The organism is Virgibacillus sp. W0430, assembly GCF_051846935.1.
Lineage (GTDB): Bacteria > Bacillota > Bacilli > Bacillales > Amphibacillaceae > JBPYCR01.
In genome coordinates this window covers 1-26,352 of the sequence record NZ_JBPYCS010000006.1, presented here as the reverse complement: position 1 = coordinate 26,352, position 26,352 = coordinate 1, and the positions used below count along the sequence as shown (strand labels likewise).

21 protein-coding genes and 1 riboswitch are annotated in these 26,352 nt (G+C 39.8%); of the genes, 20 read left to right on the top strand and 1 reads right to left on the bottom strand.

The window, feature by feature from the left end; translation table 11 throughout:
- Nucleotides 1-105: 105 nt before the first annotated feature.
- Entirely contained in the window at nt 106-633 is a 528-nt protein-coding gene (gene msrA / locus ACLIBH_RS04760; RefSeq protein ID WP_439315554.1) for a peptide-methionine (S)-S-oxide reductase MsrA, read from the bottom strand.
- A gap of 116 nt (nt 634-749) precedes the next feature.
- On the opposite strand from msrA, the gene ACLIBH_RS04755 reads away from it, so the two are divergent.
- The 20 genes from ACLIBH_RS04755 to ACLIBH_RS04660 all read left to right on the top strand — a co-directional run.
- A complete protein-coding gene (locus ACLIBH_RS04755) occupies nt 750-1,460 on the top strand; it encodes an MOSC domain-containing protein (protein WP_439315553.1) in 711 nt (236 codons plus the stop codon).
- Between the two features lie 616 nt (nt 1,461-2,076).
- A complete protein-coding gene (locus tag ACLIBH_RS04750) occupies nt 2,077-2,784 on the top strand; it encodes a DUF2179 domain-containing protein (RefSeq protein WP_439315552.1) in 708 nt (235 codons plus the stop codon).
- Between the two features lie 150 nt (nt 2,785-2,934).
- Nucleotides 2,935-3,034: riboswitch (purine riboswitch) on the top strand.
- Between the two features lie 217 nt (nt 3,035-3,251).
- Nucleotides 3,252-3,743 carry a 5-(carboxyamino)imidazole ribonucleotide mutase gene (gene purE, locus ACLIBH_RS04745; RefSeq protein ID WP_439315551.1) on the top strand — a complete coding sequence of 164 codons (492 nt, stop codon included), beginning with the start codon at nt 3,252-3,254 and terminating at the stop codon, nt 3,741-3,743.
- Nucleotides 3,730-4,860, top strand: a complete 1,131-nt coding sequence (gene purK / locus ACLIBH_RS04740) for a 5-(carboxyamino)imidazole ribonucleotide synthase (RefSeq protein ID WP_439315550.1) — start codon at nt 3,730-3,732, stop codon at nt 4,858-4,860. The genes purE and purK overlap by 14 nt, the downstream gene beginning before the upstream one ends.
- Entirely contained in the window at nt 4,857-6,155 is a 1,299-nt protein-coding gene (purB, locus tag ACLIBH_RS04735; RefSeq protein ID WP_439315549.1) for an adenylosuccinate lyase, read from the top strand. Before purK ends, purB begins: the two co-directional genes overlap by 4 nt.
- Nucleotides 6,156-6,262: 107 nt before the next feature.
- Nucleotides 6,263-8,482, top strand: coding sequence for a phosphoribosylformylglycinamidine synthase subunit PurL (purL, locus tag ACLIBH_RS04730; RefSeq protein WP_439315548.1), 2,220 nt, complete (start codon nt 6,263-6,265; stop codon nt 8,480-8,482).
- A gap of 14 nt (nt 8,483-8,496) precedes the next feature.
- Nucleotides 8,497-9,834: an amidophosphoribosyltransferase gene (gene purF, locus ACLIBH_RS04725; RefSeq protein ID WP_439315547.1), complete on the top strand. Its 1,338-nt coding sequence runs from the start codon at nt 8,497-8,499 to the stop codon at nt 9,832-9,834.
- A gap of 204 nt (nt 9,835-10,038) precedes the next feature.
- Complete coding sequence (purM, locus tag ACLIBH_RS04720; RefSeq protein WP_439315546.1) at nt 10,039-11,058, top strand: phosphoribosylformylglycinamidine cyclo-ligase; 1,020 nt, start codon at nt 10,039-10,041, stop codon at nt 11,056-11,058.
- Nucleotides 11,051-11,620, top strand: coding sequence for a phosphoribosylglycinamide formyltransferase (gene purN, locus ACLIBH_RS04715; RefSeq protein WP_439315545.1), 570 nt, complete (start codon nt 11,051-11,053; stop codon nt 11,618-11,620). Before purM ends, purN begins: the two co-directional genes overlap by 8 nt.
- 260 nt (nt 11,621-11,880) lie before the next feature.
- The gene (gene purH, locus ACLIBH_RS04710; RefSeq protein ID WP_439315660.1) at nt 11,881-13,413 is read left to right on the top strand and encodes a bifunctional phosphoribosylaminoimidazolecarboxamide formyltransferase/IMP cyclohydrolase; all 1,533 of its coding nucleotides are present in this window, start codon (nt 11,881-11,883) and stop codon (nt 13,411-13,413) included.
- Between the two features lie 171 nt (nt 13,414-13,584).
- Entirely contained in the window at nt 13,585-14,835 is a 1,251-nt protein-coding gene (gene purD / locus ACLIBH_RS04705; protein ID WP_439315544.1) for a phosphoribosylamine--glycine ligase, read from the top strand.
- A gap of 182 nt (nt 14,836-15,017) precedes the next feature.
- A complete protein-coding gene (locus ACLIBH_RS04700) occupies nt 15,018-16,760 on the top strand; it encodes an adenine deaminase C-terminal domain-containing protein (protein WP_439315543.1) in 1,743 nt (580 codons plus the stop codon).
- A gap of 239 nt (nt 16,761-16,999) precedes the next feature.
- Nucleotides 17,000-18,043, top strand: coding sequence for a DUF3048 domain-containing protein (locus ACLIBH_RS04695; RefSeq protein WP_439315542.1), 1,044 nt, complete (start codon nt 17,000-17,002; stop codon nt 18,041-18,043).
- A gap of 19 nt (nt 18,044-18,062) precedes the next feature.
- Complete coding sequence (locus ACLIBH_RS04690; RefSeq protein ID WP_439315541.1) at nt 18,063-18,359, top strand: YerC/YecD family TrpR-related protein; 297 nt, start codon at nt 18,063-18,065, stop codon at nt 18,357-18,359.
- A gap of 313 nt (nt 18,360-18,672) precedes the next feature.
- On the top strand, nt 18,673-19,191 hold the full coding sequence (locus ACLIBH_RS04685; RefSeq protein WP_439315540.1) for a GNAT family N-acetyltransferase: 519 nt from the start codon (nt 18,673-18,675) through the stop codon (nt 19,189-19,191).
- 497 nt (nt 19,192-19,688) lie between these two features.
- Complete coding sequence (locus tag ACLIBH_RS04680; RefSeq protein WP_439315659.1) at nt 19,689-20,375, top strand: heptaprenylglyceryl phosphate synthase; 687 nt, start codon at nt 19,689-19,691, stop codon at nt 20,373-20,375.
- A gap of 13 nt (nt 20,376-20,388) precedes the next feature.
- Entirely contained in the window at nt 20,389-22,608 is a 2,220-nt protein-coding gene (gene pcrA, locus ACLIBH_RS04675; RefSeq protein ID WP_439315539.1) for a DNA helicase PcrA, read from the top strand.
- Between the two features lie 14 nt (nt 22,609-22,622).
- On the top strand, nt 22,623-24,620 hold the full coding sequence (gene ligA, locus ACLIBH_RS04670) for an NAD-dependent DNA ligase LigA (protein ID WP_439315538.1): 1,998 nt from the start codon (nt 22,623-22,625) through the stop codon (nt 24,618-24,620).
- Between the two features lie 14 nt (nt 24,621-24,634).
- A complete protein-coding gene (locus ACLIBH_RS04665; protein ID WP_439315537.1) occupies nt 24,635-25,870 on the top strand; it encodes a CamS family sex pheromone protein in 1,236 nt (411 codons plus the stop codon).
- A 132-nt stretch (nt 25,871-26,002) separates the two neighbouring features.
- Nucleotides 26,003-26,352, top strand: a 350-nt coding sequence (locus ACLIBH_RS04660) for an aldehyde dehydrogenase family protein (RefSeq protein ID WP_439315536.1), incomplete at its 3' end; no start/stop codon positions are given.

The window sequence follows — 26,352 nt, the reverse complement described above, 5'->3', positions numbered from 1 at the left end:
CGTCTCGCTCCTCACTGACAAACCGTACGTAAATGCTTGGAAATAGCTAACAGGAAGCTGTTCAGATCACAACGCCTCTTAAAAAATAACTAGTCGATTCAAGTCTTATTCCCATACTTGTTGTAGAAAATCATCTCTGCCAGAAATTGCTCGGTCTTTTTCATACGCAGCTTTTTCCTTTTTGTAATAGTCTTGATGATAATCCTCAGCAGGATAAAATACATCTGCCGGCAAAATTTCCGTTACTATAGGTCGATTGAAACGCCCGCTTTCTTCCAGTTCTTTCTTAGTACTTTCAGCGATTTTCTTTTGTTCTGCTGTATGGTAAAAAATGGCTGTACGGTAAGAGTCACCTCGATCATGGAATTGGCCACCGGCATCTGTAGGGTCAATTTGCTTCCAGAAAATGTCGACAATTTCTTTATAGGAAATAATTTCAGGCTGATATGTAATTTGCACTGCTTCATAGTGTCCGGAATTACCAGCCTTCACATCTTCATAGGTTGGGTTTTCTAGGGTGCCTCCTGTATAGCCCGAAACGACTTCCTTAATTCCATCCCATTGGTCAAAAGGCTTTACCATGCACCAAAAGCACCCTCCTGCAAAAGTAGCCTTTTCAAAATTCTTGTTCAAATTCTCGCACTCCTTTTATTTAATAACGATTCATTGCTTACAATAAGTAAAAATATCAGATAAAATGAAAATAGACATTTTCTCAACTATAACACAAAGCGAAAGAAGGTAGCACGATGGAAGAACCGTTTGTTCATAAAATTTTTACGGGAAAAGTAAAGCAAATGGGCAATCCCAATGCCAGGAACCCAATGGATAAACCGTGGGAAAGCGGAATGTTTAAATCAGAAGTAGAAGCGCAAATTTGGTTAGGGAAAAATGGTTTTTCTGGGGATGAGGTGGCTGACAAGAAAAATCATGGCGGTCCAGAAAAGGCTGTATTTGCCTATCCAATTAAGCATTATACGTATTGGAAGCAAGATTTAGAACAACCGATGATTGATGCCGGTGCAATGGGAGAGAACATTTCCGTACTTGAAATGGATGAGTATACTGTATGTATTGGGGATACGTATCAATTTGGCGATGCAATCATTCAAGTTTCTCAGCCGAGACAACCTTGCTGGAAGCCTGCCCGTCGTTTTCGTGTTAAAGATTTTGCATTACGAATTCAAAACAGTGGAAAAACGGGTTGGTATTTCCGTGTATTAGAAGAAGGGCATGTTATCTCTCGAATTGATATTGAACTGTTGGATCGACCATATCCACAATGGACAATTGCAGCTTGTAACGAAGTTATGCATATTTATAAAGACGATCTACGGTTAGCACAACAGCTTGCAGCCTGTGAGCTTCTTGCAGAAAATTGGAAGCGAACATTAAATAAAAGGTTACGTGGCCAGTCTTCTTCTATTGAAAAACGTGTATTCGGCCCGAATGAAGAATAAAATAAGCGAATATCTGAATTAGCATGCTTTACTATTTTGCGAAAATGAAGAGGAGGATGCGGAGGAAAAGGATGACGAGGAAGAAGCTGATTAATCGTAAAAAGCAGCATTTTTAAAAGAAGAAAAAGGGTCGTTGAAGCGATCGTTCCGATTGGGAAATGAAGATGATTTTGGGTAGACTGAACACATCAGCGCTTCCTATTCTCGGGTAAGCATATAGTGAAACGTTAATTATTTGGGCATTCGGGAAATAGTGTAGAAAGAGCGATTTTCTATCACTTCCGCTCATGTAACCTACTCGCTTTCCGCGGGCGAATGGTGAAACCTTCATGCTACGCACTGTGGAGTCGCACCGACCTTTTTATCCAGTTGGATTTTCATATATTCTATTAGCTCGTGTCGGGGACTTAATTTTACATGGGCTAATCGAAAACCCAATTATTTTTCCGACAAGCAACAGTTTGTTAATCGGCAATTGGACTGCGAATATCCTATGTATTAAAAAATCAACACGATACTTCCAGACGATTATTCAAGGAGAAATATTTAAGAAAGGGTGCAAATAATTAAATTAGTTTTCTTGAAAGTAAAAATGATCGGTTAGGAGTGAAGCTATTTGCTGAATAATGCCTTCGTTATGGTGGCTATTATCCTTATAATTAATATTGTTTACGTTTCTTTTTCTACAATGCGAATGATTTTAACGCTGAAAGGTCAACGATATTTAGCCGCAATTGTAAGTATGTTCGAAATTACAATTTACGTACTCGGCTTAAGCTTAGTATTGGACAATTTGAATCAAATCCAAAACATTATTGCGTATGCAGTTGGGTTTGGTATCGGTGTAATCGTTGGAACGAAGATTGAAGAAAAGTTAGCATTAGGCTACATAACTGTTAATGTGGTCTCCTCAAATCCAGATATCGCTTTTACGAGAATATTAAGAGAGAAAGGATATGGAGTGACGAGTTGGTCCTCCTATGGAAGGGAAGGAGATCGTTTATCGATGCAAATTTTGACACCACGGAAATATGAGCTTAAATTATACGAAGCAATTAATCAAATTGACCCAAAAGCATTTATTATTTCTTATGAGCCTAAGCGGATTCATGGTGGGTTCTGGGTAAAGCAAGTTCGAAAAGGGAAATTATTTACGAAGAACGATCGTAAGAAAAAAGAGAATAAATCGATAGAACCAGCAGAAAAAATAGAGAATGAATCAGCCGAAAACGTACAGGATACAAAAGGAATACAGGATAGTGATCCAACAGGTGCGTCGGATAGCACGAAGGATCATGCGGAAAAACCGAACAATAAAACTTGAATCCCAATTAATGTTCGATTTTTTATTGACGAAAAATCCTTTCGTTTGGTATACTTCAATAGGAGATGGAATGAGAAATAAATGCTTTAAACGATCTTGTTGAGTCATAGGGTTGTTGGATATATGAACATTAGCAAAGATTTCAATATAAATAAAAAAGAATAAGCTCCTCATATATTTTTGGGAATATGGCCCGAAAGTTTCTACCCAGTACCGTAAATATTGGACTATGAGGGAAGATGAACGCTGTGAACATGTGATTTATTGAAATGAAAAAAGCTACACTATGGATAAATTATCTAATGCTGGCTTTTTTCTGTTTTCTAAGTTATGTTTTATTGTTTACATGCGTACAGACGTAGAAGTCTATTCGTCTTCTCTCATTTATGAGGGAGGAGAATAGGCTTTTTTAGACGTTTATTTTATTCGAAATATCTTTATAAAGATCATTTGGAAAGAGGGATTACATGGTACAGGTTGGCGTTATTATGGGAAGTATTTCAGATTGGGAAACGATGCGGCATACGTGTGCAGTACTTGATGAGCTTGGGATAAGCTATGAAAAGGAAGTTGTTTCAGCTCACCGCACACCGGATGATATGTTCGCATATGCGACAACGGCTCGTGAGCGTGGGTTAAAAGTAATTGTTGCTGGTGCAGGTGGAGCAGCTCATTTGCCAGGTATGATCGCTTCGAAAACGACGCTGCCGGTTATTGGTGTCCCCGTACAATCCAAAGCACTTGATGGCATGGATTCACTTCTATCGATCGTCCAAATGCCTGGTGGTGTACCCGTAGCAACGATGGCGATTGGAAAAGCAGGTGCAACGAATGCAGGATTATATGCTGCTCAACTACTAGGTGCAACAGATGGGTATATTGCAGAAAAATTGGAAACCTATCGATATGAAATGAAACAGAAAGTAACAGAAATGAGGGACGAGCTTGCAAAAAAGTAATGTTATATTACCTCCTAAAACTATTGGAATAATCGGCGGAGGGCAATTAGGGCGGATGATGACTATATCTGCGAAATATATGGGGTATACGGTCGTTGTGTTAGATCCGGCGAAAAATTGCCCAACCGCTCAAGTTGCGGATGAGCATATTGTTGCTGCATATGATGATATGCAAGCGATAAAACAACTAACTGCTAAAGCGGATGTTGTGACGTATGAATTTGAAAATGTTGATTTGGAGGCCGCTGCTTATATTGAACAGCAAGGGAAGCTTCCACAGGGAGCGTATGCTCTTCAGATTACGCAAAATCGTGCAGAAGAAAAAAGAGTAATTAAAGAAAATAATCTACCTGTTCCCCCATTTAGCATTGTACATAGTGGAAAAGAGTGTGAAAATGCACTGGAAAGCATTCCTTTTCCTGCAGTCATTAAAACGTGTCGAGGCGGTTATGATGGGAAGGGTCAATTAAAAATTTCGACAGCGGAAGATGTGCAAGCAGCAATTTTGTTTGCCGAAGAAAAACACCCATGTATCGTTGAGCATTGGATTTCATTTGATAAGGAAATATCGGTAGTCTTTAGTAGAGCGCAAACAGGTGAGATTACATTTTTCCCAATTGCCCAAAATGAACATAAGGATCATATTTTATTTGAAACAACAGTTCCTGCTTCAATTAGTAAAGCAGTACATGATAAAGCATTGGAAGCAGCAACCGTCCTCGCTAAAAAAATAAACGTGGTCGGCACGTTTGCGATTGAAATGTTTGTGAAGGATGAGCAAATTTATATTAATGAAATGGCTCCACGTCCGCATAACTCTGGTCACTACACGATTGAAGCGTGCAATGTATCGCAATTCACACAGCATATCCGTGCGATTTGTGGACTACCATTAGTACAAATCGCTTTGCTGCAGCCAGCCATAATGACAAATATTCTTGGTGAAAATATGAATCAAGTATTACATGCATTGCAAAGAAGTTCGGAAGGGTTTGTACATTTATATGGCAAAGACGAAGCAAAGGTCAAAAGAAAAATGGGACATGTAACATTTATTGGACATAGTGAGAAAGCGGTGTTGCAACAAGCAAACCGATTTAAGGAGGAAATGCGATGATAGGTCGATATACTCGTGAGGAAATGGGTGCGATTTGGACGGAAGAAAATAAGTATAACGCTTGGCTTGAAGTAGAGCTTTTAGCATGTGAAGCTTGGTCAGAGCTAGGGGTTATTCCACATAGCGACGTTCAAGCGCTCCGCAAAAAGGCTTCTTTTGACGTAAATCGAATTTACGAAATAGAGCAAGAAACGAGACATGATGTAGTAGCATTTACCCGGGCGGTTTCTGAATCACTCGGAGAAGAGCGGAAATGGGTACATTATGGACTCACCTCTACGGACGTAGTTGACACAGCTTTATCTTATTTGCTAAAGCAAGCAAATGAAATAATTCGTAAAGATCTAACTGGATTTATTACTATATTAAAAGAAAAAGCAATTGAACATAAACATACGGTAATGATGGGCCGTACTCATGGTGTACATGCTGAACCGACAACATTCGGTTTAAAAATGGCACTTTGGTATGAAGAAATGAAACGTAATTTGGAACGGTTTAACGAGGCTGCGGATCGTGTCGAATTCGGGAAATTATCCGGAGCAGTTGGTACATATGCAAACATTGACCCATTTGTAGAACAATATGTTTGCAAAAATTTAGGGCTGAAGCCAGCTCCAGTATCTACCCAAACATTGCAACGGGACCGCCACGCTGCTTATGTGTCTGTGCTTGCTTTAATCGCAACATCGATTGAAAAGTTTTCAACGGAAATTCGTGGATTGCAAAAGACAGAGACACGTGAAGTAGAGGAGTTTTTTGCTGCAGGTCAAACCGGATCCTCAGCGATGCCGCATAAACGGAATCCAATTGCATCTGAGAACATGAGCGGTATGGCTCGAGTAATTCGTGGGTATATGGTTACAGCATATGAAAATGTTTCGTTATGGCATGAGCGAGATATTTCCCATTCATCAGCGGAACGAATTATTCTACCAGATGCAACAATCGCTTTAAATTATATGCTTAATCGCTTTTCGAATGTAGTGAAAAAGTTAACTGTGTTTCCAGAAAACATGAGAAAAAATATCGACAAAACCTATGGTGTAATATTTTCTCAACGTGTACTGCTTGCCCTTATTGACAAAGGGATGGCACGGGAGACTGCTTATGGAATTGTACAGCCGTTAGCTATGCAAGCGTGGGAGACAGGGACGCATTTTAAACAGCTCCTTGAAGAAAACGCAGAAATTAAAAAAGCTTTAGTACAAAACGAGATCGATGACTGTTTTGACTATACGTACCACTTGAAAAACGTTGATCACATATTTACTAAGATTGGTCTGGACAAGTAGTGGAATCCATTTAGCGCATTCTTTATAAAGATGACTTCGTCTGCATAAAGAAAATGAAATGTAGCTTGCTGAATAAAGATGCAAAAATACGAAGGGACGATTACTTAATGATGAACATTACACCTGAACAAATTGAACGAGACCAGCTGTACAAGGAAATGGGTTTAACAACAGAAGAATACGAAATGGCTAAGCGCGTGTTAAATCGGTTGCCAAATTATACAGAAACAGGCATTTTCTCTGTCATGTGGTCGGAGCATTGTAGCTATAAGACGTCTAAGCCATTATTGAAGAAGTTCCCAACAAAAGCACCACACGTTTTACAAGGGCCTGGAGAAGGTGCTGGTGTTATCGATATTGGTAATAATAAAGCGGTCGTTTTTAAATTAGAAAGTCATAATAGTCCATCTGCAGTTGAACCGTTTGAAGGGGCTGCAACGGGTGTAGGCGGCATTGTGCGTGATGTGTTTTCTATGGGTGCAAAGCCAATTGCACTGATGAATTCGTTACGATTCGGCAATTTAAATACGGAGCGATCCCGTCATTTATTAACGGAAGTAGCTCGCGGGATTGCTCATTACGGAAATACATTAGAAGTACCAACGGTCGGAGGCGAAATTCAATTTGACGATTGCTATGAAGAGAACCCGCTCGTTAATGCGATGTGCATCGGTCTTTTAGAGCATGAAGACATGCAAAAAGGAATTGCTTCAGGTGTAGGAAATGTAGTTATCTATGCGGGAAGAGATACGGGTAAGGATGGCATTCACGGTGCAACCTTCTCATCTGATGTCGTAGAAGGAGACGCAAAAGCGAACACTTCAGCCGTTGCAATAGGTGATCCACATATTGAAAAAAGACTAATTGACGCTTGTCTTGAAGTTATCCATTCGGACGCATTGATCGGAATGCAAGATATGGGTGCAGCCGGTTTAACATCCTCTGCCAGTGAAATGGCGAGTGCAGCTGGTACAGGTATTGAGATGAATTTAGATCTTGTACCACAAAGGGAAAAGAATATGAGCGCGTATGAATTAATGCTGTCAGAATCTCAAGAGCGGATGCTTCTTGTTGCTGAACAGGGGCGTGAGGAAGAGATCATCGCTGTATTTAAAAAGCATGATATCGAAGCGGCAGCGATTGGGCGTGTAATCGAAGAAAAACAGTTCCGAATTAAACAGCATGGCGAAATTCAGGCTGAAATTCCAGTCGATGCATTAGCAGAAGATTCTCCTGTATATCATTTGCCAACAAAAGAAGCTGCTTACTTTGCGAGCTATCAACAAATGGAAAGTAATGTTCCGCAAGTTGCTGATTATGCACAGATGCTAAAGCAATTATTACAGCAGCCGACAATAGCTAGTAAAGAGTGGGTATATGAGCAATACGATGCAAAGGCACAGGGGAATACGATCGTTGCACCGGGCTCAGATGCGGCTGTTGTGAAAATAGAAGGCACGGATACGTCAATTGCTATTACGACGGACTGTAACGCTCGATATATTTACTTAGATCCGGAAACAGGCGGTAAAATTGCCGTTGCGGAAGCTGCACGTAATATCGTTTGCTCAGGCGCAAAGCCTTTGGCACTTACGGATGGCTTGAATTATGGAAATCCTACTGATCCCGAAGTATTTTGGCAAATGGATAAAAGCATCGATGGAATTAGTGAAGCAGCAAAGGTTCTTGAAACGCCAGTAATAAGTGGAAATGTTTCGATGTACAACCAATCAAAAGGAGAAGCTATTTTCCCTACACCGATTATTGGTATGGTAGGTGTTCATGAAACGGTTGCACATATTACACCAAATCATTTTCAAGCGCCTGGGGATGTTATTTATTTAATTGGAGAGACGAAACCAGAATTTGGTGGCAGTGAATTACAAAATATAATTGATGGTACGTATACTGGCAAAGCACCTGAGATTGACTTACAGGTTGAAGCGAAAAGATTGCAACAGCTTTTACAAGCGATTCAAGAAGGTATCGTACAGTCGGCTCACGACATTGCAGAGGGTGGCTTAGCTGTGGCGCTCGCTGAGAGTGTATTCGAATCCAATGAACTCGGCTTGGAAGTATATGTTGATGGAGATGCAACGGTTGCATTGTTTAGTGAATCACAGTCTAGAATAATTGTTACAGTGAAGGAAGAAAAACAGGAACAGTTTGAAAAAATGGTGGAAGCAGCGACAGCGATTGGAAGTGTAACTTCAGATGGTCGATATGTTGTTAAAGCTCGTCATTCAACAATTATTGAAGAAGATGTACAGCAACTCAACGATACTTGGAGAAAAGCAATTCCACGTGCGTTGAAATTAAATAAATAAAAGAGGAATGTGTGATGTTTGGAATTTGGGGACACGAACAGGCAGCAGCAATCACGTATTATGGCCTTCATGCTCTTCAGCACCGCGGGCAGGAAAGTGCAGGACTAGTCATTAGTGATGGAGAGAATTTAAAGCTTCATCGTGGACTTGGATTAGTAAATGATGTTTTTAAAAGGGTCGATTTTTCTAAGCTTAGCGGACGTGCAGCAATAGGTCATGTGCGTTATGCAGGAAAAGGAGATAGTGAAGTCGATGCAGTTCAGCCACTCATTTTCCGATCACAAAAGGGCAGCTTTGCTATTGCTCATAATGGAAATATTATGAACGCGCACACATTACGAGGCAAGCTTGAAGCAAAAGGAAGTATTTTACAAACGACGTCAGATCCAGAAATTTTAGCCCATTTAATTAAACGTACAGGAACGGACATAACGGAAGAAGCGATTATTGAAGCGTTACAAGAAATTGTTGGTGCGTACGCTTTTATAATGCTGAAAGAAGATCGAATGTTTGTTGCGCTTGACCCGCGAGGCATACGGCCATTATCTATTGGACGATTAGGAGATGCTTATGTCGTCGCTGCAGAAACGTGTGCATTTGACATCGTAGGGGCAACCTTTGAACGCGAAGTGCTCCCAGGTGAATTACTGACAATTAGCGATGAAGGAATAAAAGCAAATCGGTTTGCTTTCCGTGAAGCGCGTCAAATTTGTGGGATGGAATATGTCTACTTGTCCAGACCAGATAGTGATTTAAACCATGTTAATGTTCACGCCTCCCGTAAAAAAATGGGAATAGAACTGGCGAAAGAAGCTCCAGTTGAAGCGGATGTTGTAACAGGAGTGCCTGATTCAAGTATTTCAGCAGCGATCGGGTATGCCGAAGAAAGTGGGTTGCCATATGAAATGGGCGTTATAAAAAATCGCTATATTGGTCGTACGTTTATCCAGCCGACGCAAGAGCTGCGTGACCAAGGTGTTAAAATGAAGCTTACGCCTGTACGAGGCATCGTGCACGGGAAGCGTGTCGTTATGATTGATGACTCGATAGTCCGGGGAACAACGTGTAAACGAATTGTTCGAATGATCAAAGAAGCGGGAGCGACGGAAGTGCATGTCCGAATCGCCTCCCCACATATTGAGAATCCGTGCTATTACGGAATTGATATGAAGACGAAAGAAGAGCTTATCGCAGCGAATAACTCAATTGAAGAAATAAGAGAGATTATTGGAGCAGATAGTGTAGCTTTTTTAAGTCAAGAAGGCTTGGAAAACGCAATTGTTAAAGATAAAACAATAAACCAAGGGATTTGCACCGCCTGTTTCACCGGCGATTATCCCGTACAACTATAGGAACTACACGATAAATAAACAAATAAAACGTACACGCTTTGATTTCTCATAGCGAGCGTGTGCGCGTACATGGACCTGTACCGTTCATGTGAGGGGACTTTAAGATATTATATTGAAAAAAATAGTATGCGAGAAATGCATAGTACGATGGTACGTAAAGGATTAAACAATTTTTTTACATCACTTATAGTAGGGGCGTAATAAATGTCAAATGTATATAAAAAAGCCGGTGTCGACGTTGAAAAAGGATATGAAGCTGTAGAACGCATGAAAAAGCATATTGCCAAAACTTCCCGTCCTGAGGTGTTAGGTGGTATTGGTGCTTTTGCTGGGTTGTTTGAGCTGACAGGTTTTCAGTACGAAGAGCCTGTCCTCGTTTCGGGAACAGATGGTGTCGGCACAAAGCTAAAGCTCGCTTTCCAGATGGATACGCACGATACAATCGGAATTGACCTCGTTGCAATGTGTGTAAATGATATTGTTGCTCAAGGAGCAAAGCCATTATTTTTCCTTGATTATATTGGATGCGGGGAAAATAATCCGGAAGTTATCGAACAAATTGTTGCAGGTATTTCCGCAGGCTGTGTACAGGCAGGTGCTGCACTTATCGGGGGAGAAACTGCTGAAATGCCTGGAATGTATGAAACCGAGGAATATGATTTAGCTGGATTTACCGTAGGAATTGCTGAAAAGTCAAAATTAATAACTGGAGAAGCAATCGAAACGGATGATCTTGTAATTGGAATAGCTTCTAGTGGTGTACATTCAAACGGGTATTCTCTCGTACGTAAATTAATTGAAAAAAAGGATCTTTTTGAAAAATACGAAGGACTTTCTAAGCCGTTAGGTGAGGTGCTTCTAACACCTACAAAAATTTATGCGAAGTCTGTAGCAGCAGCTATGGATGCATTGCAAATTAAAGGCATTTCTCATATAACTGGTGGTGGGTTTTACGAGAATTTCCCTCGCATGTTACCGAAAGGATTAGGGGTTGAGCTACACCCAAATACGTGGGAAGTACCAGAGATTTTCGCGTTTTTGCAAAACGAAGGACAAATTACTACTGAGGAAATGTACGGAGTTTTTAACATGGGAATAGGCATGGCGCTTGTTGTTGCAAAAGAAGATGCAGACAAAGCATTGGGTATTTTACAAGAACAAGGAGAAACAGCGAGTATTATTGGCAAAGTAGTCGATCGAGAAGGAGTATTTTTCCATGCGTAGTATACGAGCAGCTGTGTTTGCATCTGGAACTGGGAGTAACTTTGAAGCAATTATGCGTGAAGGAAATCTTGGCTGCGACATTAAGTTACTCGTATGTGATCAGCCCGAAGCACAGGTGATTGAAAAGGCGGCTGCTTTTTCCGTACCTACGTATGTAGCGGAACCGAAAAAGTTTGCATCTAAAGAAGCATACGAAAGTAGTATTCTTCGTCGTCTACAAGAGGAAGAAATTACGTGGGTGTTTTTAGCGGGCTATATGCGTATGATTGGCAAGACGCTGCTAGATTCGTACGAAGGTAAAATCATCAATATTCACCCATCTCTTTTGCCGGCATTTCCTGGCATTGATGCGATCGGACAAGCATATCAAGCTGGTGTTAAAAAAACGGGTGTGACAGTTCATTATGTTGATGAGGGAATGGATACAGGCCCGATCATCGCACAAGAAGAGGTAGAAATATTACCAAATGACACGATTGATTCTTTAAAAACGCGGATTCAAGCAATAGAGCATCGGTTATATTCGCGTGTAATAAAGAAACTAGTAAAACGTGATGAGTGATGCGATTACGTAACTACTTTTCCAAAATTTAGACGAAGCTATCGTCCAAATTGTAAATAACAAACGGGTGTCATTTTAATAAGAGCATGCGTCTTGTGCTGGTAGCGCGTTTTTTGTAAGTAGGCAGTTGTTTAAGCTATTTTACATAAAGCGTTCGCCTGAACGTACTTACGTATTACTTTTTTCAATGTGTTCAAATGAAAGTTAGACAGAGACAATAGGCGAAAACACGTCTTAACTACTATACAAGGAGTTTAATGATGAATAAGCGAGCTTTAATTAGTGTTTCTAACAAGGAAAACATTGTACCATTTGCAAAAGGGCTAACAGATTTAGGGTATGAAGTGATATCCACAGGCGGGACTTTACAATTGCTCCAAGAAGCAGGTGTGGATGCAATAAATGTGGATCAAATTACCGGTTTTCCGGAAATATTAGATGGACGAGTAAAAACACTTCATCCAAACGTCCATGGAGGACTTTTAGCAAAAAGAGACAATAGAGCCCATGAAAATCAATTAAAAGAAAATAAAATTGACCCGATAGATCTCGTTATCGTAAATTTATATCCATTTAAAGAAACGCTTGCAAAGACAGGGGTTTCGGATGAGGAGATTGTTGAAAACATTGATATTGGTGGACCGACGATGTTACGCGCTGCCGCTAAGAACTTCCAACATGTTACGGTCATTGTTGACCCTACGGACTATGACGACGTGTTACAGGCGTTACAAGAAGATCGTTTAAGCTTAGCTAAACGCCATCAGTTAGCTGCAAAGGTGTTTCGTCATACCGCTCATTACGATGCGATGATCGCACGATATTTTACGGAACAGACGGAGGAAGCTTATCCTGAAACGTATACCGTTACATATGAAAAAGTTCAAACCTTACGCTATGGAGAAAATCCACATCAGGATGCAGCGTTTTATAAGGAAGCGCAAGCAACTCCATTAAGCTTAGCATCGGCAAACCAGCTTCATGGAAAGGAATTGTCTTACAATAATATTCAGGATGCAAATGCTGCACTTGAAATTGTAGCTGAATACGATGCGCCTGCAGTAGTCGCAGTTAAACATATGAATCCGTGTGGAATTGGACTTGCTGATCAGATTAGTACTGCATTTGAACGAGCGTATGCTGCCGATCCAGTTTCTATTTTTGGCGGAATTATCGCATGCAACCGTGAGGTAGACAAACAGACAGCCGAACAACTAAGTGAATTGTTTTTAGAAATTGTTATGGCCCCTAGTTTTACGGAGGATGCATTGCATACTTTGACACAAAAGAAAAATATCCGGCTATTGACGGTTTCGATGAGCAAAGATGGAAAGATTCATAACCAACTAAAGTCTGTAAAAGGTGGCGCGCTTGTTCAAAATAGTGATCAAGGAAATGTGACAGCGGAACAATTGACATGTCCGACAAAACGTCAGCCAACGGAACAAGAAAGAGCGGACTTACTCTTTGCTTGGAAGGCAGTTAAGCATGTGAAGTCAAATGCTATTGTACTAGCTAAAGATAAGCAAACAATTGGTATTGGTGCAGGTCAGATGAACAGAGTAGGAGCTGCCGCAATTGCAATTGAGCAAGCAGCATCCAAAGCAAATGGAGCTGTTTTAGCTTCGGATGCGTTTTTCCCAATGCCAGATACGGTAGAAGCTGCAGCTAAAGCTGGTATTACAGCCATAATTCAGCCCGGTGGCTCTAAGCGGGATCAGGATTCCATTGAGGCTTGTAATGCTCATGATATCGCTATGGTGTTTACAAATATGCGTCATTTTAAACATTAGGTTTAAAAAGCCATTTACGATTAAGCAGCATTTCACGTTTTTAAAAGGATAAAAGCTCTATCATAGCGTTGCAGAGTTATAAAGGGAGCTAATAAATTCTGCTGTCGCATTATTCCCGTTTTTATCTGGTCGATTAAAGCGTTTATAAACAATTAAAAGGACTGAAATTGAATGAATATATTGGTTGTAGGACGCGGTGGACGCGAGCATAGCTTGATTATGCAATTGGAGAAAAGCAACAAGGTCGATAAACTGTATGCTGCACCAGGAAATGGTGGTATGGGCCAGCATGCAACGTGTGTTGACATTAACGAGCTCGACATTGATGGTTTAGTTCATTTTGCAAAGGAAGCGGCAATTGATTTAACGATTGTCGGGCCAGAAGCACCATTGAATGCTGGCATTGCCGATCGTTTTCAAGCAGAGAATTTAGCTGTTTTTGCACCGACGGAAAAGGCAGCATTGCTTGAAGGCAGCAAAAGCTTTGCAAAGGATTTTATGAAAAAATACGATATTCCAACAGCTAAGTATGAAACATTTACAGATGCAGAAGCTGCAAAGCAATATATAGAAGAACAAGGCGCACCGATTGTTGTGAAAGCAGATGGATTAGCGGAAGGAAAAGGTGTAATTGTTGCTGAGACGAAACAACAGGCAATTGAAGCGATTGATCATATGATGATTGAAAGAAAGTTTGCTGAAGCAGGAACTACGATTGTCATTGAAGAGTTTTTAGAAGGAAAGGAATTTTCTTTAATGGCTTTTGTTCATGAGAACAATGTTTATCCGATGATGCCTGCAAGAGATCATAAGCGCGCATATGATAATGACGAAGGACCAAACACAGGGGGCATGGGTGCATTTGCTCCTGTACCAGACATTACAGATGCTATTTTGGAATATACAGAACAAGTTGTATTGCAAAAAGCGGCAGATAGCTTAATGGAAGAAGATCGTCCATTTACAGGAATTTTATATGCTGGGCTTATGAACACAGCAGATGGTCCAAAAGTAATTGAATTCAATACACGCTTTGGTGATCCCGAGACACAGGTTGTATTGCCGTTAATGAAAAACGATCTTGTTCAAGTGATTACGGATGTAATGGCAGGAAACGATCCTGAACTAGAGTGGAAAGATGAAGCATGTGTCGGAGTAGTAGTAGCATCGACAGGTTATCCAGGCACTTATAAAAAGGATGCGCTTATTCCTTTTTCCGAGCCTGCGAACAATACATTTGTAGTTCAGGCTGGTACAAAAAAGACAGATAACGGCGTTGTATCAAATGGGGGTAGAGTGTTGTTAGTCGGTGCGGTTGGAGGCAGTCTAGATGCGGCTGCGCAATTTGCCTATGAGTACTTACACGTATTTGATTCGACAGATGCTTTCTTTTACCGAAAGGATATTGGAACAAACGTATAACGAGTAATAATATGGATCGTATATTAAGAAGGTTTCACTCATTTTCGATTAATGAGTGGAACCTTTTATTACGCTGCCATAAAATAGTCAATTTAACGATACAAAACGACGTAAAACAGGAACGAAAATATGGTAAACTAAAAAGGAGTGAGAGACTATATAAATTGGAGAGTTGTTTTATTATGTTAGAGCAGGGCTTATATTGGAGAAACCGTGAGCTACGTGAACATGTTGCCGTTGTGGATGGAAAGAAAAATCCAACGATAATTTTAAAAAACGCCACGTATTTAAATATATTTACGAAACAATGGTTGCAGGCGAATATTTGGATATACAATGATCGAATCGTTTATGTCGGTAAGCAACTCATCGAAGGGGATAAACAGACGGAAATTATTGATTTAACCGGTCAATATGTTGTACCAGGGTATGTGGAGCCGCATGCACATCCGTTTCAACTGTATAACCCTGAGCAATTGGCACTTCATGCAGCGCGCTACGGTACGACTACGTTAATCAATGACAGCATGCGTTGGCAAACGATTTTGAATAAAAAGAAAGCGTTTACTTTGATAGATGACTTTAATCGCTTGCCTGTTTCTATGTATTGGTGGGCAAGGTACGATTCCCAAACTGCTTTACAGCACGAAGAACACTATTTCAATACACGTGATGTAATGGATTGGGTATCAAACGAGTCCGTTGTCCAAGGTGGCGAATTATCATCTTGGCCAAGCTTACTGGATGGAGATGATCGTTTACTATATTGGATTCAAGAGACTAAAAAATTAGGTAAGCCAATAGAGGGGCATTTGCCTGGTGCTTCAGTGGATACATTAACAAAACTAAAACTACTGGGTGTTAATGCGGACCATGAATCCATGTCGGGAGAAGATGTAATAAAGCGACTTGAGCTTGGATACCAGGTAGGGTTAAGGTACTCGTCGATACGACCTGATTTACCAAAAATTTTAGATGAGCTTGGGACAGAGCAATTTCAAGCATATGATCAACTAACAATGACTACCGATGGCTCTACACCAGCCTTTTATGAAGCAGGTATGATGAATTTATGTATCGAAGTTGCAATCAAAAAAGGTGTACCAATAGAGGAAGCATATCGAATGGCTACATACAATCCAGCGAAACATTTTGGGTTGGATGAACGAATTGGAAGTATTGCACCTGGCCGAATTGCTCATTTGAATGTTTTATATGAAAAAGATGACCCCCATCCGTTAAGTGTAATGGCAAAAGGCAAATGGATTGTAAAGGATGGGAAAGAGCAAAGCATCGAACAAACGATCAATTGGAATACGTTTGAGATTACACCGCTCGCTTTTGATTGGGAGGTAGGAATTTATGATTTACAATTTTCTACGCCAATCGGATTAAAGCTTATGAATGAAGTAATTATGAAACCTTATCCAGTTGAAATTGACATTACGGTGGAGGAACTGCCGTGTGATAATGACGATGCATTTCTTTTGTTTATTGATCGTAATGGAAAGTGGCGTGTCAACACGGTGATTAATGGATTTACTCGTAAGCTAGGTGCATTGGCTAGCTCGTATTCTTCTACAGGTGATCTCGTATTTATTGGTAAAAGTAAAAAGGATATACTGCTTGCATGGAAGCGATTAAAGGAAATAGGCGGCGGAATTGTTTTAGCACATGACGGTCAAATAATATTTGAAATGAAATTAGAGCTTAGTGGAGTTATGTATGGAGGCACGATGAAGCAGCTCATCGCTGAAGAAAAGAAGCTGAAACATTTATTACAATCCTACGGTTATTCCTTTTCTGACCCTGTGTATACAATATTATTTTTATCATCAACCCATTTGCCTTATATTCGAGTTACACAGCAAGGGATTTACGATGTCCTAAGCAGAGAAGTTATATTTCCGGCAAACATGCGTTAAGTAGAAAGAGAGAAGTTTAGCTAAATGAGAAGAACTATCTTATATTGTTCGTAACTTTTCCGATTGGATTAATAAATAATAAATACGCACGTCTGTCATCGGTTTATACAGGAAGCAGTACTATTGTAAGTTCGCTCGTGGAAACAGGTGGCAGACGTCGTTTTTGAAATAATATAGGATCCTCGTGAAAAGTTTGGTAAAATAATAGGAAAGTTAATAAAGAGATAAGGTGTGGGATAATGAAGAAGGTCTTATTAATGTTACTGGCAATCATTGTGCTTTTCCTAGCTGCTTGTTCTAAGGATGAAAAGAAAGCAGATAAAAATGTTACAATTGATGATACGGCTGAAGAACCAAAAGAAATTGTTGAACCGGAGAATACATATCCATTTACTGGAATACAGACAGATCATACTACCGATGATCGTTTAGTCGGTGTAATGGTAAATAATCATCCAAAAGCACGTCCACAATCGGGCCTGTCTCAAGCAGACATTGTTTTTGAGATTTTATCCGAGGGGAATATAACTCGGTTGCTTGCTTTATTTCAAAGTGAGAAGCCAGAAGTAGTCGGGCCCGTTCGTAGCGCACGGGAATATTATTTTGAATTAGCTGATGCGTATGGAGCATTATATATTTACCATGGTGCAGCAGGATTTATTGATGAAATGATTGATCAACGAGGAATTGAACATTTAAATGGTGCGATTTACGATAATGATGGCAACTTGTTTAAAAGGGAAAGCTTTCGGAAAGCACCTCACAACTCATATTTACTGTTTCCTGCGGTAGAATCGGTCGCTAATTCAAAGGAGTATGAAATGAAACGCACATACGAAGAGCTTACGTTTTTAGAAGAAGGTACTGAAATTGAAGGAGATACGGCTGCGCAAGCGACTATAACGTATTCCAACAGCGCATATTCTAATGTTCAATATGAGTATAATCCAGCAAATGAAACGTATACGAGGTATAATGGAGAAGAAAAAACGATTGAGTTACATACAGAAGAACCGATTGAATTAGATAATGTGTTTATTGTCGAAGCTTACCATGAGGTAATAGATAGTGCAGGGCGCAGGGCAATTGATATGGAATCTGGTGGCGATGCCTATTTATTACAACAAGGGAAAGCACAACGGTTAAAGTGGGAAAATCAAGATGGACGCATTGTACCGGTAAAAGAGGGGCACGTTGTTGGTTTTGTGCCTGGTAAAACATGGATTAATGTCGTTCCTTCTAATCCTGGAATTGACGAGTCTGTATCAATCTTAAGTGAGTAGAAAAATAGGAGGGATTGTCGTGCAAATTGATAAGTTACGCGGTAAGCAATTGGATCAGTTGTTTGATGCTGTATTATCCTTGCAAACGAGAGAAGAATGTTATCAATTTTTTGATGATATTGCAACGATGAATGAAATCCATTCCATTTCACAGCGATTACAAGTAGCTAAAATGTTAATGGAAGGACAAACATACTCTAAAATTGAGACAGAAACAAAAGCGTCAACTGCAACGATATCCCGAGTGAGACGGTGTATTGATTACGGAAGCGGTGGCTACGATGTAGTATTGAACCGTATTGCCAAAGAAGATTGAGCTTTGGAAAAGTAAAGCTCGACGCTATACATGTAGCGTCTATTGCAAAGGAATCGAATTAATTTGTAATTTGGCCCATGTCCGTTTACACCTATGTATTACAACTAAATCGTATAAAGTGTATCCATAGCTTGTACTTGGGGAAATTGCATTGAAATGAACGAGTATGTTTCTATAAGCGTGCGATGCTTTGAATAGAGAATATGAAAAATAACGAAGAAAATAGACTTCCATTGCTTGGAAGTCTATTTTCTATAAAGGCAAATGAGATTAGGACTGAAACGCAAGCTTTAAATTATCGGGAGGTGTGGTTATGGGCATTACGATTCGGCGAATGAGGAAATCCGATATTAAATCAGTGCAAAGCGTAGCAAAAGAAAGTTGGGCGACTACTTATAAAAATAGCATACCTGTACATATCCAGGAGAAATTCTTACAATCCGCCTATAACGATTCAATGATGATAAGACGCATGGAACTTTCTTTATTTCTTGTAGCAGAAGTAAAGGAACAGGAACGAATTATCGGCTACGCTAACTTTTCACCTGTGCGAGCTGGGGGAAAGGTTGAATTATCTGCTATTTATATATTAGCGGCATATCAAGGGAGGGGGACTGGCTCTGCCTTGTTCGACGAAGGAATAAAGATATTGGGTGCAGATATTAAAGAAATATATTTAAATGTGGAAGCACAAAATAATATTGGAAAAAGCTTTTACTTAAAAAAAGGATTTGAAGTAATCCAACAATTTAAAGAGGAGTTGGATGGTCATTATTTAACGAACCTTCGAATGGTTTTAATTTGTAATGAATCGCACGAACCGTCACAGTAGAAGAGATCGAATGGTAAAGTGAAGTTTTAATCCCCTGTTACTGTAAAAAGCTTCGATTATTTTTTCATAAATCACCTTTCATTTGACTAAATTCATCACCTTAACTTTGCTATAATATAATAGACTTGCATTAAACGAGAAAGTGGCGTTACAAAATGGTACAGATCTTTCGTTGCAGGAAAAAGGATCAACCAGAAATAATATAGCACAACATACAGGAAACTTTATGAGGAGTCCTATTGAAGGTTTTAATAACATTCATAGCCGCTGCCATATACGAAGACTCCCTCAGAGAAAGTTCTAGTGGGAAAAGCAACAGCCGAAAATCCATTTAGGAAGTTTGAAAAACTATCTAATTAGTTGAGGTGTTGCCCACAGAAAGCGAAGTATATGTCAACGACGGTAGTTAAAAAATGTATTAGCAAGCAGTTCGTGTTGAAAATTGAGAGTAGTAAACGCATTATATACAATGGAGGACATATCGATTGAAAAAAATAATGAAAGAATGGAAGCATATTTTTAAACTTGATCCTGCGAAGCCTATTTCTGATGAACATTTAGAATGGATATGTGAATCTGGAACCGATGCGATCATTGTTGGAGGTACGGACAATGTAACATTAGATGGTGTACTAGATTTATTAGCAAGTATCCGCATGTATTCTGTGGATTGTATTTTGGAAGTTTCAACAATGGACGCTGTTACACCCGGATTTGACTATTATTTTATACCAATGGTAATGAATAGTACGGAAAAGAAATGGATGATGGATATTCAGCACGAAGCGGTAAAGCAATATAAAGATTTGATGAATTGGGACGAGATTAGCGTAGAAGGATATTGCATCTTAAATCAAGCGGCAAAGGCATATAAAAAAGCAAATTGCACAATGCCAGATGAGCAGGATGTAGTTGCGTATGCATATATGGCTGAACGGATGTTTCAGCTACCTATTTTTTATATGGAATATAGTGGTACGTACGGTGACCCAAAGCTCGTACAACGTGTGAGGCGTGAGCTTAATCAAACATTGCTTTTTTATGGTGGCGGAATTGAAACGCCAGAACAGGCACGTGAAATGAAGCAGCATGCAGATGTTATTATCGTAGGAAATATAATTTATACGGATATAAAGAAAGCACTCGATACCGTAACTACGATTCAACATATGGAAAAATTATAAGGTGGTGGCACACATGAGTCGTACGAAGGATGATCTACTAAATGGATTAAATAAAGAACAGCAAGAAGCCGTAAAGCATACAGAGGGTCCCCTGTTAATAATGGCAGGCGCAGGAAGTGGAAAAACGCGCGTACTAACCCATCGAATTGCCTATTTATTAGAAGAAAAAGACGTATCGCCTCGTAGTATTTTGGCTATTACGTTTACAAATAAAGCAGCACGTGAAATGAAAGAGCGCGTCGGCCGTCTTGTCGGTGCGGACGGAGATTCTATTTGGGTATCAACATTTCACTCAATGTGTGTGCGTATTTTACGTCGAGATATCGACCGAATTGGCTTAGATCGTAACTTTACGATTATTGATAGCAGTGATCAGCTATCAGCAATGAAGCAAGTCTTAAAAAATTTAAATATTGATCCGAAGAATTTTGATCCACGAGCGATGCTTGGCCAAATTAGCAATGCTAAAAACGAGTTGATTACGCCGAAGCAATTTGAAGAAAAAGTCGGTAATTTTTATGATCGCCAAGTTGCACAAATTTATCATGCGTATCAAAAAATGCTCCGTAAAAACCAAGCATTAGACTTTGATGATTTAATTATGGAAACGATTCATTTATTTAAACGAATTCCAGAAGCATTGGAATATTACCAACGCAGATTTCAATATATTCATGTTGATGAGTACCAAGATACAAACCATGCACAATATTACTTAGTTAAGCAGCTCGCAAGCAGGTATAAAAACTTATGTGTCGTAGGAGATTCGGATCAATCAATATACCGTTGGCGCGGCGCGAATATTGCAAATATATTATCGTTTGAAAAGGATTATCCGAATGCACGAACTGTTTTTCTTGAGCAAAATTATCGTTCAACAAAGTCGATTTTGGATGCAGCCAATAAAGTAATCGGACATAATACGGGTCGAAAGCCGAAAAAATTATGGACTGAAAATGAATCTGGAAGTAAAATTCGATATTTTCAAGGTGCAACGGAACGCGAAGAAGCATTATTTATAACGGATAAAGTTCAAGAGTTAACAACTTTGAAGCGGTATGCACCAAATGATATTGCGATTTTATATCGGACAAATGCCCAATCCAGAGCAATAGAGGATGCGCTCGTGAAATCAAATATATCCTATCAAATGGTCGGTGGGACAAAGTTTTACGATCGAAAAGAAATAAAGGATATGGTTGCTTATTTGCGCTTAATTACAAATCCATATGATGATTTAAGCTTTGAAAGAGTTGTAAACGTGCCAAAGCGAGGGATTGGTCAAACAACTGTAGAACGTTTACGTGTTTATGCCACGGAGAACGATATTTCCTTCTTTGAAGCGGTGAAGGAAGTTGATTTTACAGGTGTTTCAAAGCGAGCTGCAAACGCCTTATCAGAATTTGGTGCATTAATTGAATCCTTAACTAATCAACAAGAGTTTTTAACGGCTACGGATATGGTTGAGGCGGTACTGGAACGTACGGGCTATGAACAAATGTTGGAAAATGAAAAAACGATTGAAGCGCAAAGCAGACTCGAAAACTTAGAGGAATTTATGACCGTTACGAAGAATTTTGAAAAAACGAGTGAATCCGATAAGACGCTTGTTGCGTTTTTAACCGATCTAGCGTTGATTGCAGATATTGATGCTGTTGATGAAGAAGATCCAGATACGAAAGAGAAAATTACTTTGATGACATTACATGCCGCTAAAGGATTGGAATTTCCAGTTGTTTTCTTAATTGGTATGGAAGAAAATGTTTTTCCGCACAGTCGCTCGATGATGGATGAGGAAGAGATGGAAGAGGAAAGACGGTTAGCTTATGTTGGTATAACACGGGCTGAAAAAGAGTTGTATGTCACGCATGCCCAGATGCGTACGCTTTTTGGAAGAACGAATATGAATCCAATTAGCCGCTTTATTCATGAAATACCGGAACAGTTAATCGAAGGAATCGAGCAAGTAAAAACGACTATGTACGGCTCTTTTGGGAAATCTAGGGATAACGTGTCTTCTGCACCGCGAAAAGCGAAAAGAATTGAAACGACGACTGGGGCAGAAAGTGTTGAATGGCAAGCAGGAGATAAGGCAGAACATAAAAAGTGGGGAATCGGTACAGTAGTAAACGTACAATATGAAGGAGAATCGACCGAGTTGGACATAGCTTTTCCAGCTCCTACGGGTATTAAACGATTACTGGCAAAATTTGCCCCGATTACGAAGGTTTAGGATGGTGACGGCATGTGGATAAATTAGAAGCGAAGAATAGAATTGCTGAGCTCGTACAGCTGTTAAATAAATACGGACATGAATACTATGTGCTTGATCAACCGAGTGTCCCCGATGCAGAGTATGATCAAAAAATGCAAGAGCTGCAAAGGCTGGAGGCTAAATTTCCCGCGCTTGTATCTACTGCTTCTCCTACTCAGCGCGTAGGCGGCGAGCCTTTGGATAAATTTCAGAAAGTTGAACACCATGTACCGATGCTAAGTCTAGGTAATGCATTTAATGAAGCAGATTTGCGTGCCTTTGACCGGCGGGTGACCCAGCTTGCGGCAGAACCGGTAGTGTACATTTGTGAACTGAAAATAGATGGACTAGCAATTGCACTTACGTATGAAAACGGCACATTCGTACGTGGATCTACGCGCGGAGATGGGCGAGTTGGAGAGGACATTACGAGTAATTTACGTACGATTCGTAGCATACCACTAACTATTCAAGAAAAACGATCGATTGAAGTTCGTGGTGAGGCGTTTATGCCTCATCATTCTTTTCTTGCCTTGAATAAAGGGAGAGAGGAAAAAGGAGAAATGGTTTTTGCCAATCCGCGTAATGCAGCTGCTGGTTCTTTGCGCCAGCTCGATCCAAAAGTAGCAGCCTCGCGTAATTTAGATATCTTTTTGTTCGGGTACGGAAAATGGGAGGCAGACAGTCTTCCATCTCATAGTGAACGACTGAAGTATTTGGCAGCGCTTGGCTTTAAAATAAATCCGGAATGGAAGCGATGTACGACGATAGACGAAGTGATTGAATATGTTTCGTATTGGTCAACCGAACGGCCGAATTTGTCTTATGAAATTGATGGGATTGTTATTAAGGTAGACGACTTACAGCAGCAAGAAAAACTCGGATTTACCGCTAAAAATCCGCGTTGGGCGATCGCTTATAAATTTCCTGCAACAGAAGCTGTTACGAAGCTTCGTACTATTGAGCTTAGTGTAGGTCGAACGGGGGTAGTTACGCCAACAGCAATTCTAGATCCTGTACAAATTGCAGGGTCAACTGTCCAACGGGCATCTCTACATAATGAAGATTTAATAAAAGAGATGGATATTCGGATTGGGGATACTGTCGTGCTGAAGAAAGCAGGCGACATTATTCCAAAGGTTGTACGAGTTATCGAGGAAAAACGAACCGGTGATGAAGTTGAATTTTCCATGCCCAAGCAATGTCCATCATGCAATAGTGAGCTCGCTCATTTAGAAGATGAAGTAGCGCTTCGCTGTTTAAATCCGAACTGTCCGGCTCAATTAAAAGAAGGCCTTATTCACTTTGTTTCTCGCGATGCGATGAATATTGATGGACTTGGAGAAAAAGTCATTGAGCAGCTGTTTCAAGCAAAATTAATAAAAACTATTGCAGATTTGTACCGGTTAAAAAAAGAAGAATTACTGAAGCTTGATCGAATGGGTGAGAAATCGGTTCAAAACATATTAAACGCAATCGAAGCTTCAAAATCGAATTCGCTTGAAAAATTATTGTTTGGCTTAGGAATTCGACATATCGGCGCAAAAGCAGCACAGACGTTAGCAGCACACTTCCATACAATGGATGAGCTGTGTGAAGCGACGTATGAAGATTTTATTGCTATTGATGAAATTGGTGAAAAAATGGCTGATTCCATCGTCCAATTTTTTTCAGAGGAAAAGGTCATTGAATTGCTGCAGCACTTATCTACTATGGATGTAAACATGACGTATTTAGGGCCGACACAATCGCAAATGACGGCAATTTTTTCAAATCAAACGATCGTCTTAACTGGGAAAATGGAGAGCTTTACCAGAAGTGAAGCGAAAAAGCTTGTAGAAGCGAATGGCGGTTCTGTAACGAGTAGTGTTAGTAAGAATACAGACATCGTCATAGCGGGTGAGGCAGCTGGTTCGAAATATAAAAAAGCACAAGAACTGAACATTCCTATTTGGGATGAGCAAAAGTTTAAAGAAGCGATCGAGTCCTAAGGAGTGGGAAAATCATGAAAAAACTATTCGTTGGCTTAATATGCGCACTCCTCATATTGTCGAGCTGTGCACCAAAAGGAAAAGAAGATGAAGTATTGCAAAAGAGTGAGGAAGAAACTCAGCAAGAGCTATCAATCGTTCCAAGCTATCGATTGGCGGGCGATAATTACAAAATGGTCCTTCCCTATCGAACGAGTGAAGCACGCGGAGTAATTACAAACCAAGTGTTTAATCGGCTAGACATTGATGAACTTGAAGAAGGCTTGCAACACCACTCCAAAGAGGTTTTTGATCCGAGCAAATATTACTTTGAAGAAGGACAATATTTGACGAGAGAAATGGTATATGAATGGCTCGGCCGCGCTCCTACTGAAAAGCAGCTGGAGAAAGCGGTTCAAGATAAAATAGCAAGATTAGAAAAGGCGAACATGACCGTTAATGAAGATAAAATAAGAAAAGAATTACAACAAGGACTAAATCCTGCAATGGAAGATTTAGAAGGGCTGGACGATAAAGAAAAGGTAAAAAAACATCGTGAGAATCCGAGGTATTTATCTCATATATTAGAGCAAAATTATTTAGAAAGACAAGATGATAATACAGTAAAACTAGTTGGTGTCTCGATTGGCTTAGCACTAAAATCCGTTTACCGTTTTCAAACAGAAGAGACAGGTCCTTATTATGAGAAAATCTCTAAAAAGGAAATGCTAGAAGAAGGAAAAAAGCTTGCTCAAACAATCCTAAAACGTGTAAGAGAAATAGATACGCTTAAGGACGTTCCAATTATGATTGCCCTGTATCGCGAGGAAGAGCGATCCTCACCCGTACCAGGAAATTTTGTAGCTAAAACAGTCATTGACAAAGGGACAACGATAGACAATTGGGAGAGCATCGACGAGGAATATGTTTTATTCCCTTCGAAAAGAGGAAGCGATAAATATTTTGACGATTATCAGCTTGTCAAAAATTTTGGCGATGAAATTGTTGATTACTTCCCTAATTTTATTGGTGTCGTCGGCGAAGGATTTTATGTGGACAAAGAATTAAAAAAACTAACGTTGGAAATACCACTTGAGTTTTATGGGAAAAGTGAAGTGATTGGCTTTACCCAATATGTATATGGATTAATAAAAGAACGATTTCCGACTTACTATGATTTAGAAGTTAAAATAAAATCAACGGATCGAATGGAAAGCTTTCTGTACCGAAATGCAGGAGAAGAAGATATTGAGGTGCATATATTCCATTAAAGAAAAGGCGGGGCGCATTACTTGAGAAGAAAGGATATAAACTCGATTAATTGAACTGCTTTTTTACATCCGTTAAAATGGAAATGTAATGGAAAAATAGAACTGTTTCACAATTTATAGGAGGTTTTATACATGGTCGTACCATACAAACATGAACCATTTACTGATTATACGATTGAAGAAAACAAGCAGGCGATGCTGGACGCTTTGAAAAAGGTGGAGGCTGATTTTGGTAAGGAATATCCGCTTATTATAGGTGGCGAGCGAATTACGACAGAGGAAAAGCTCGTTTCTGTAAACCCGGCAAATAAAGAGGAAATTATCGGGTATGTTTCGAAATCGAATAAGGATTTGGCGGAAAAAGCAATGAAAGTAGCGGATGAAACGTTTGAATGGTGGCGAAAAACGGATCCATCTGTTCGTGCAGATATTTTATTCCGTGCGGCTGCGATTGTTCGCCGTCGTAAGCATGAATTCAGTGC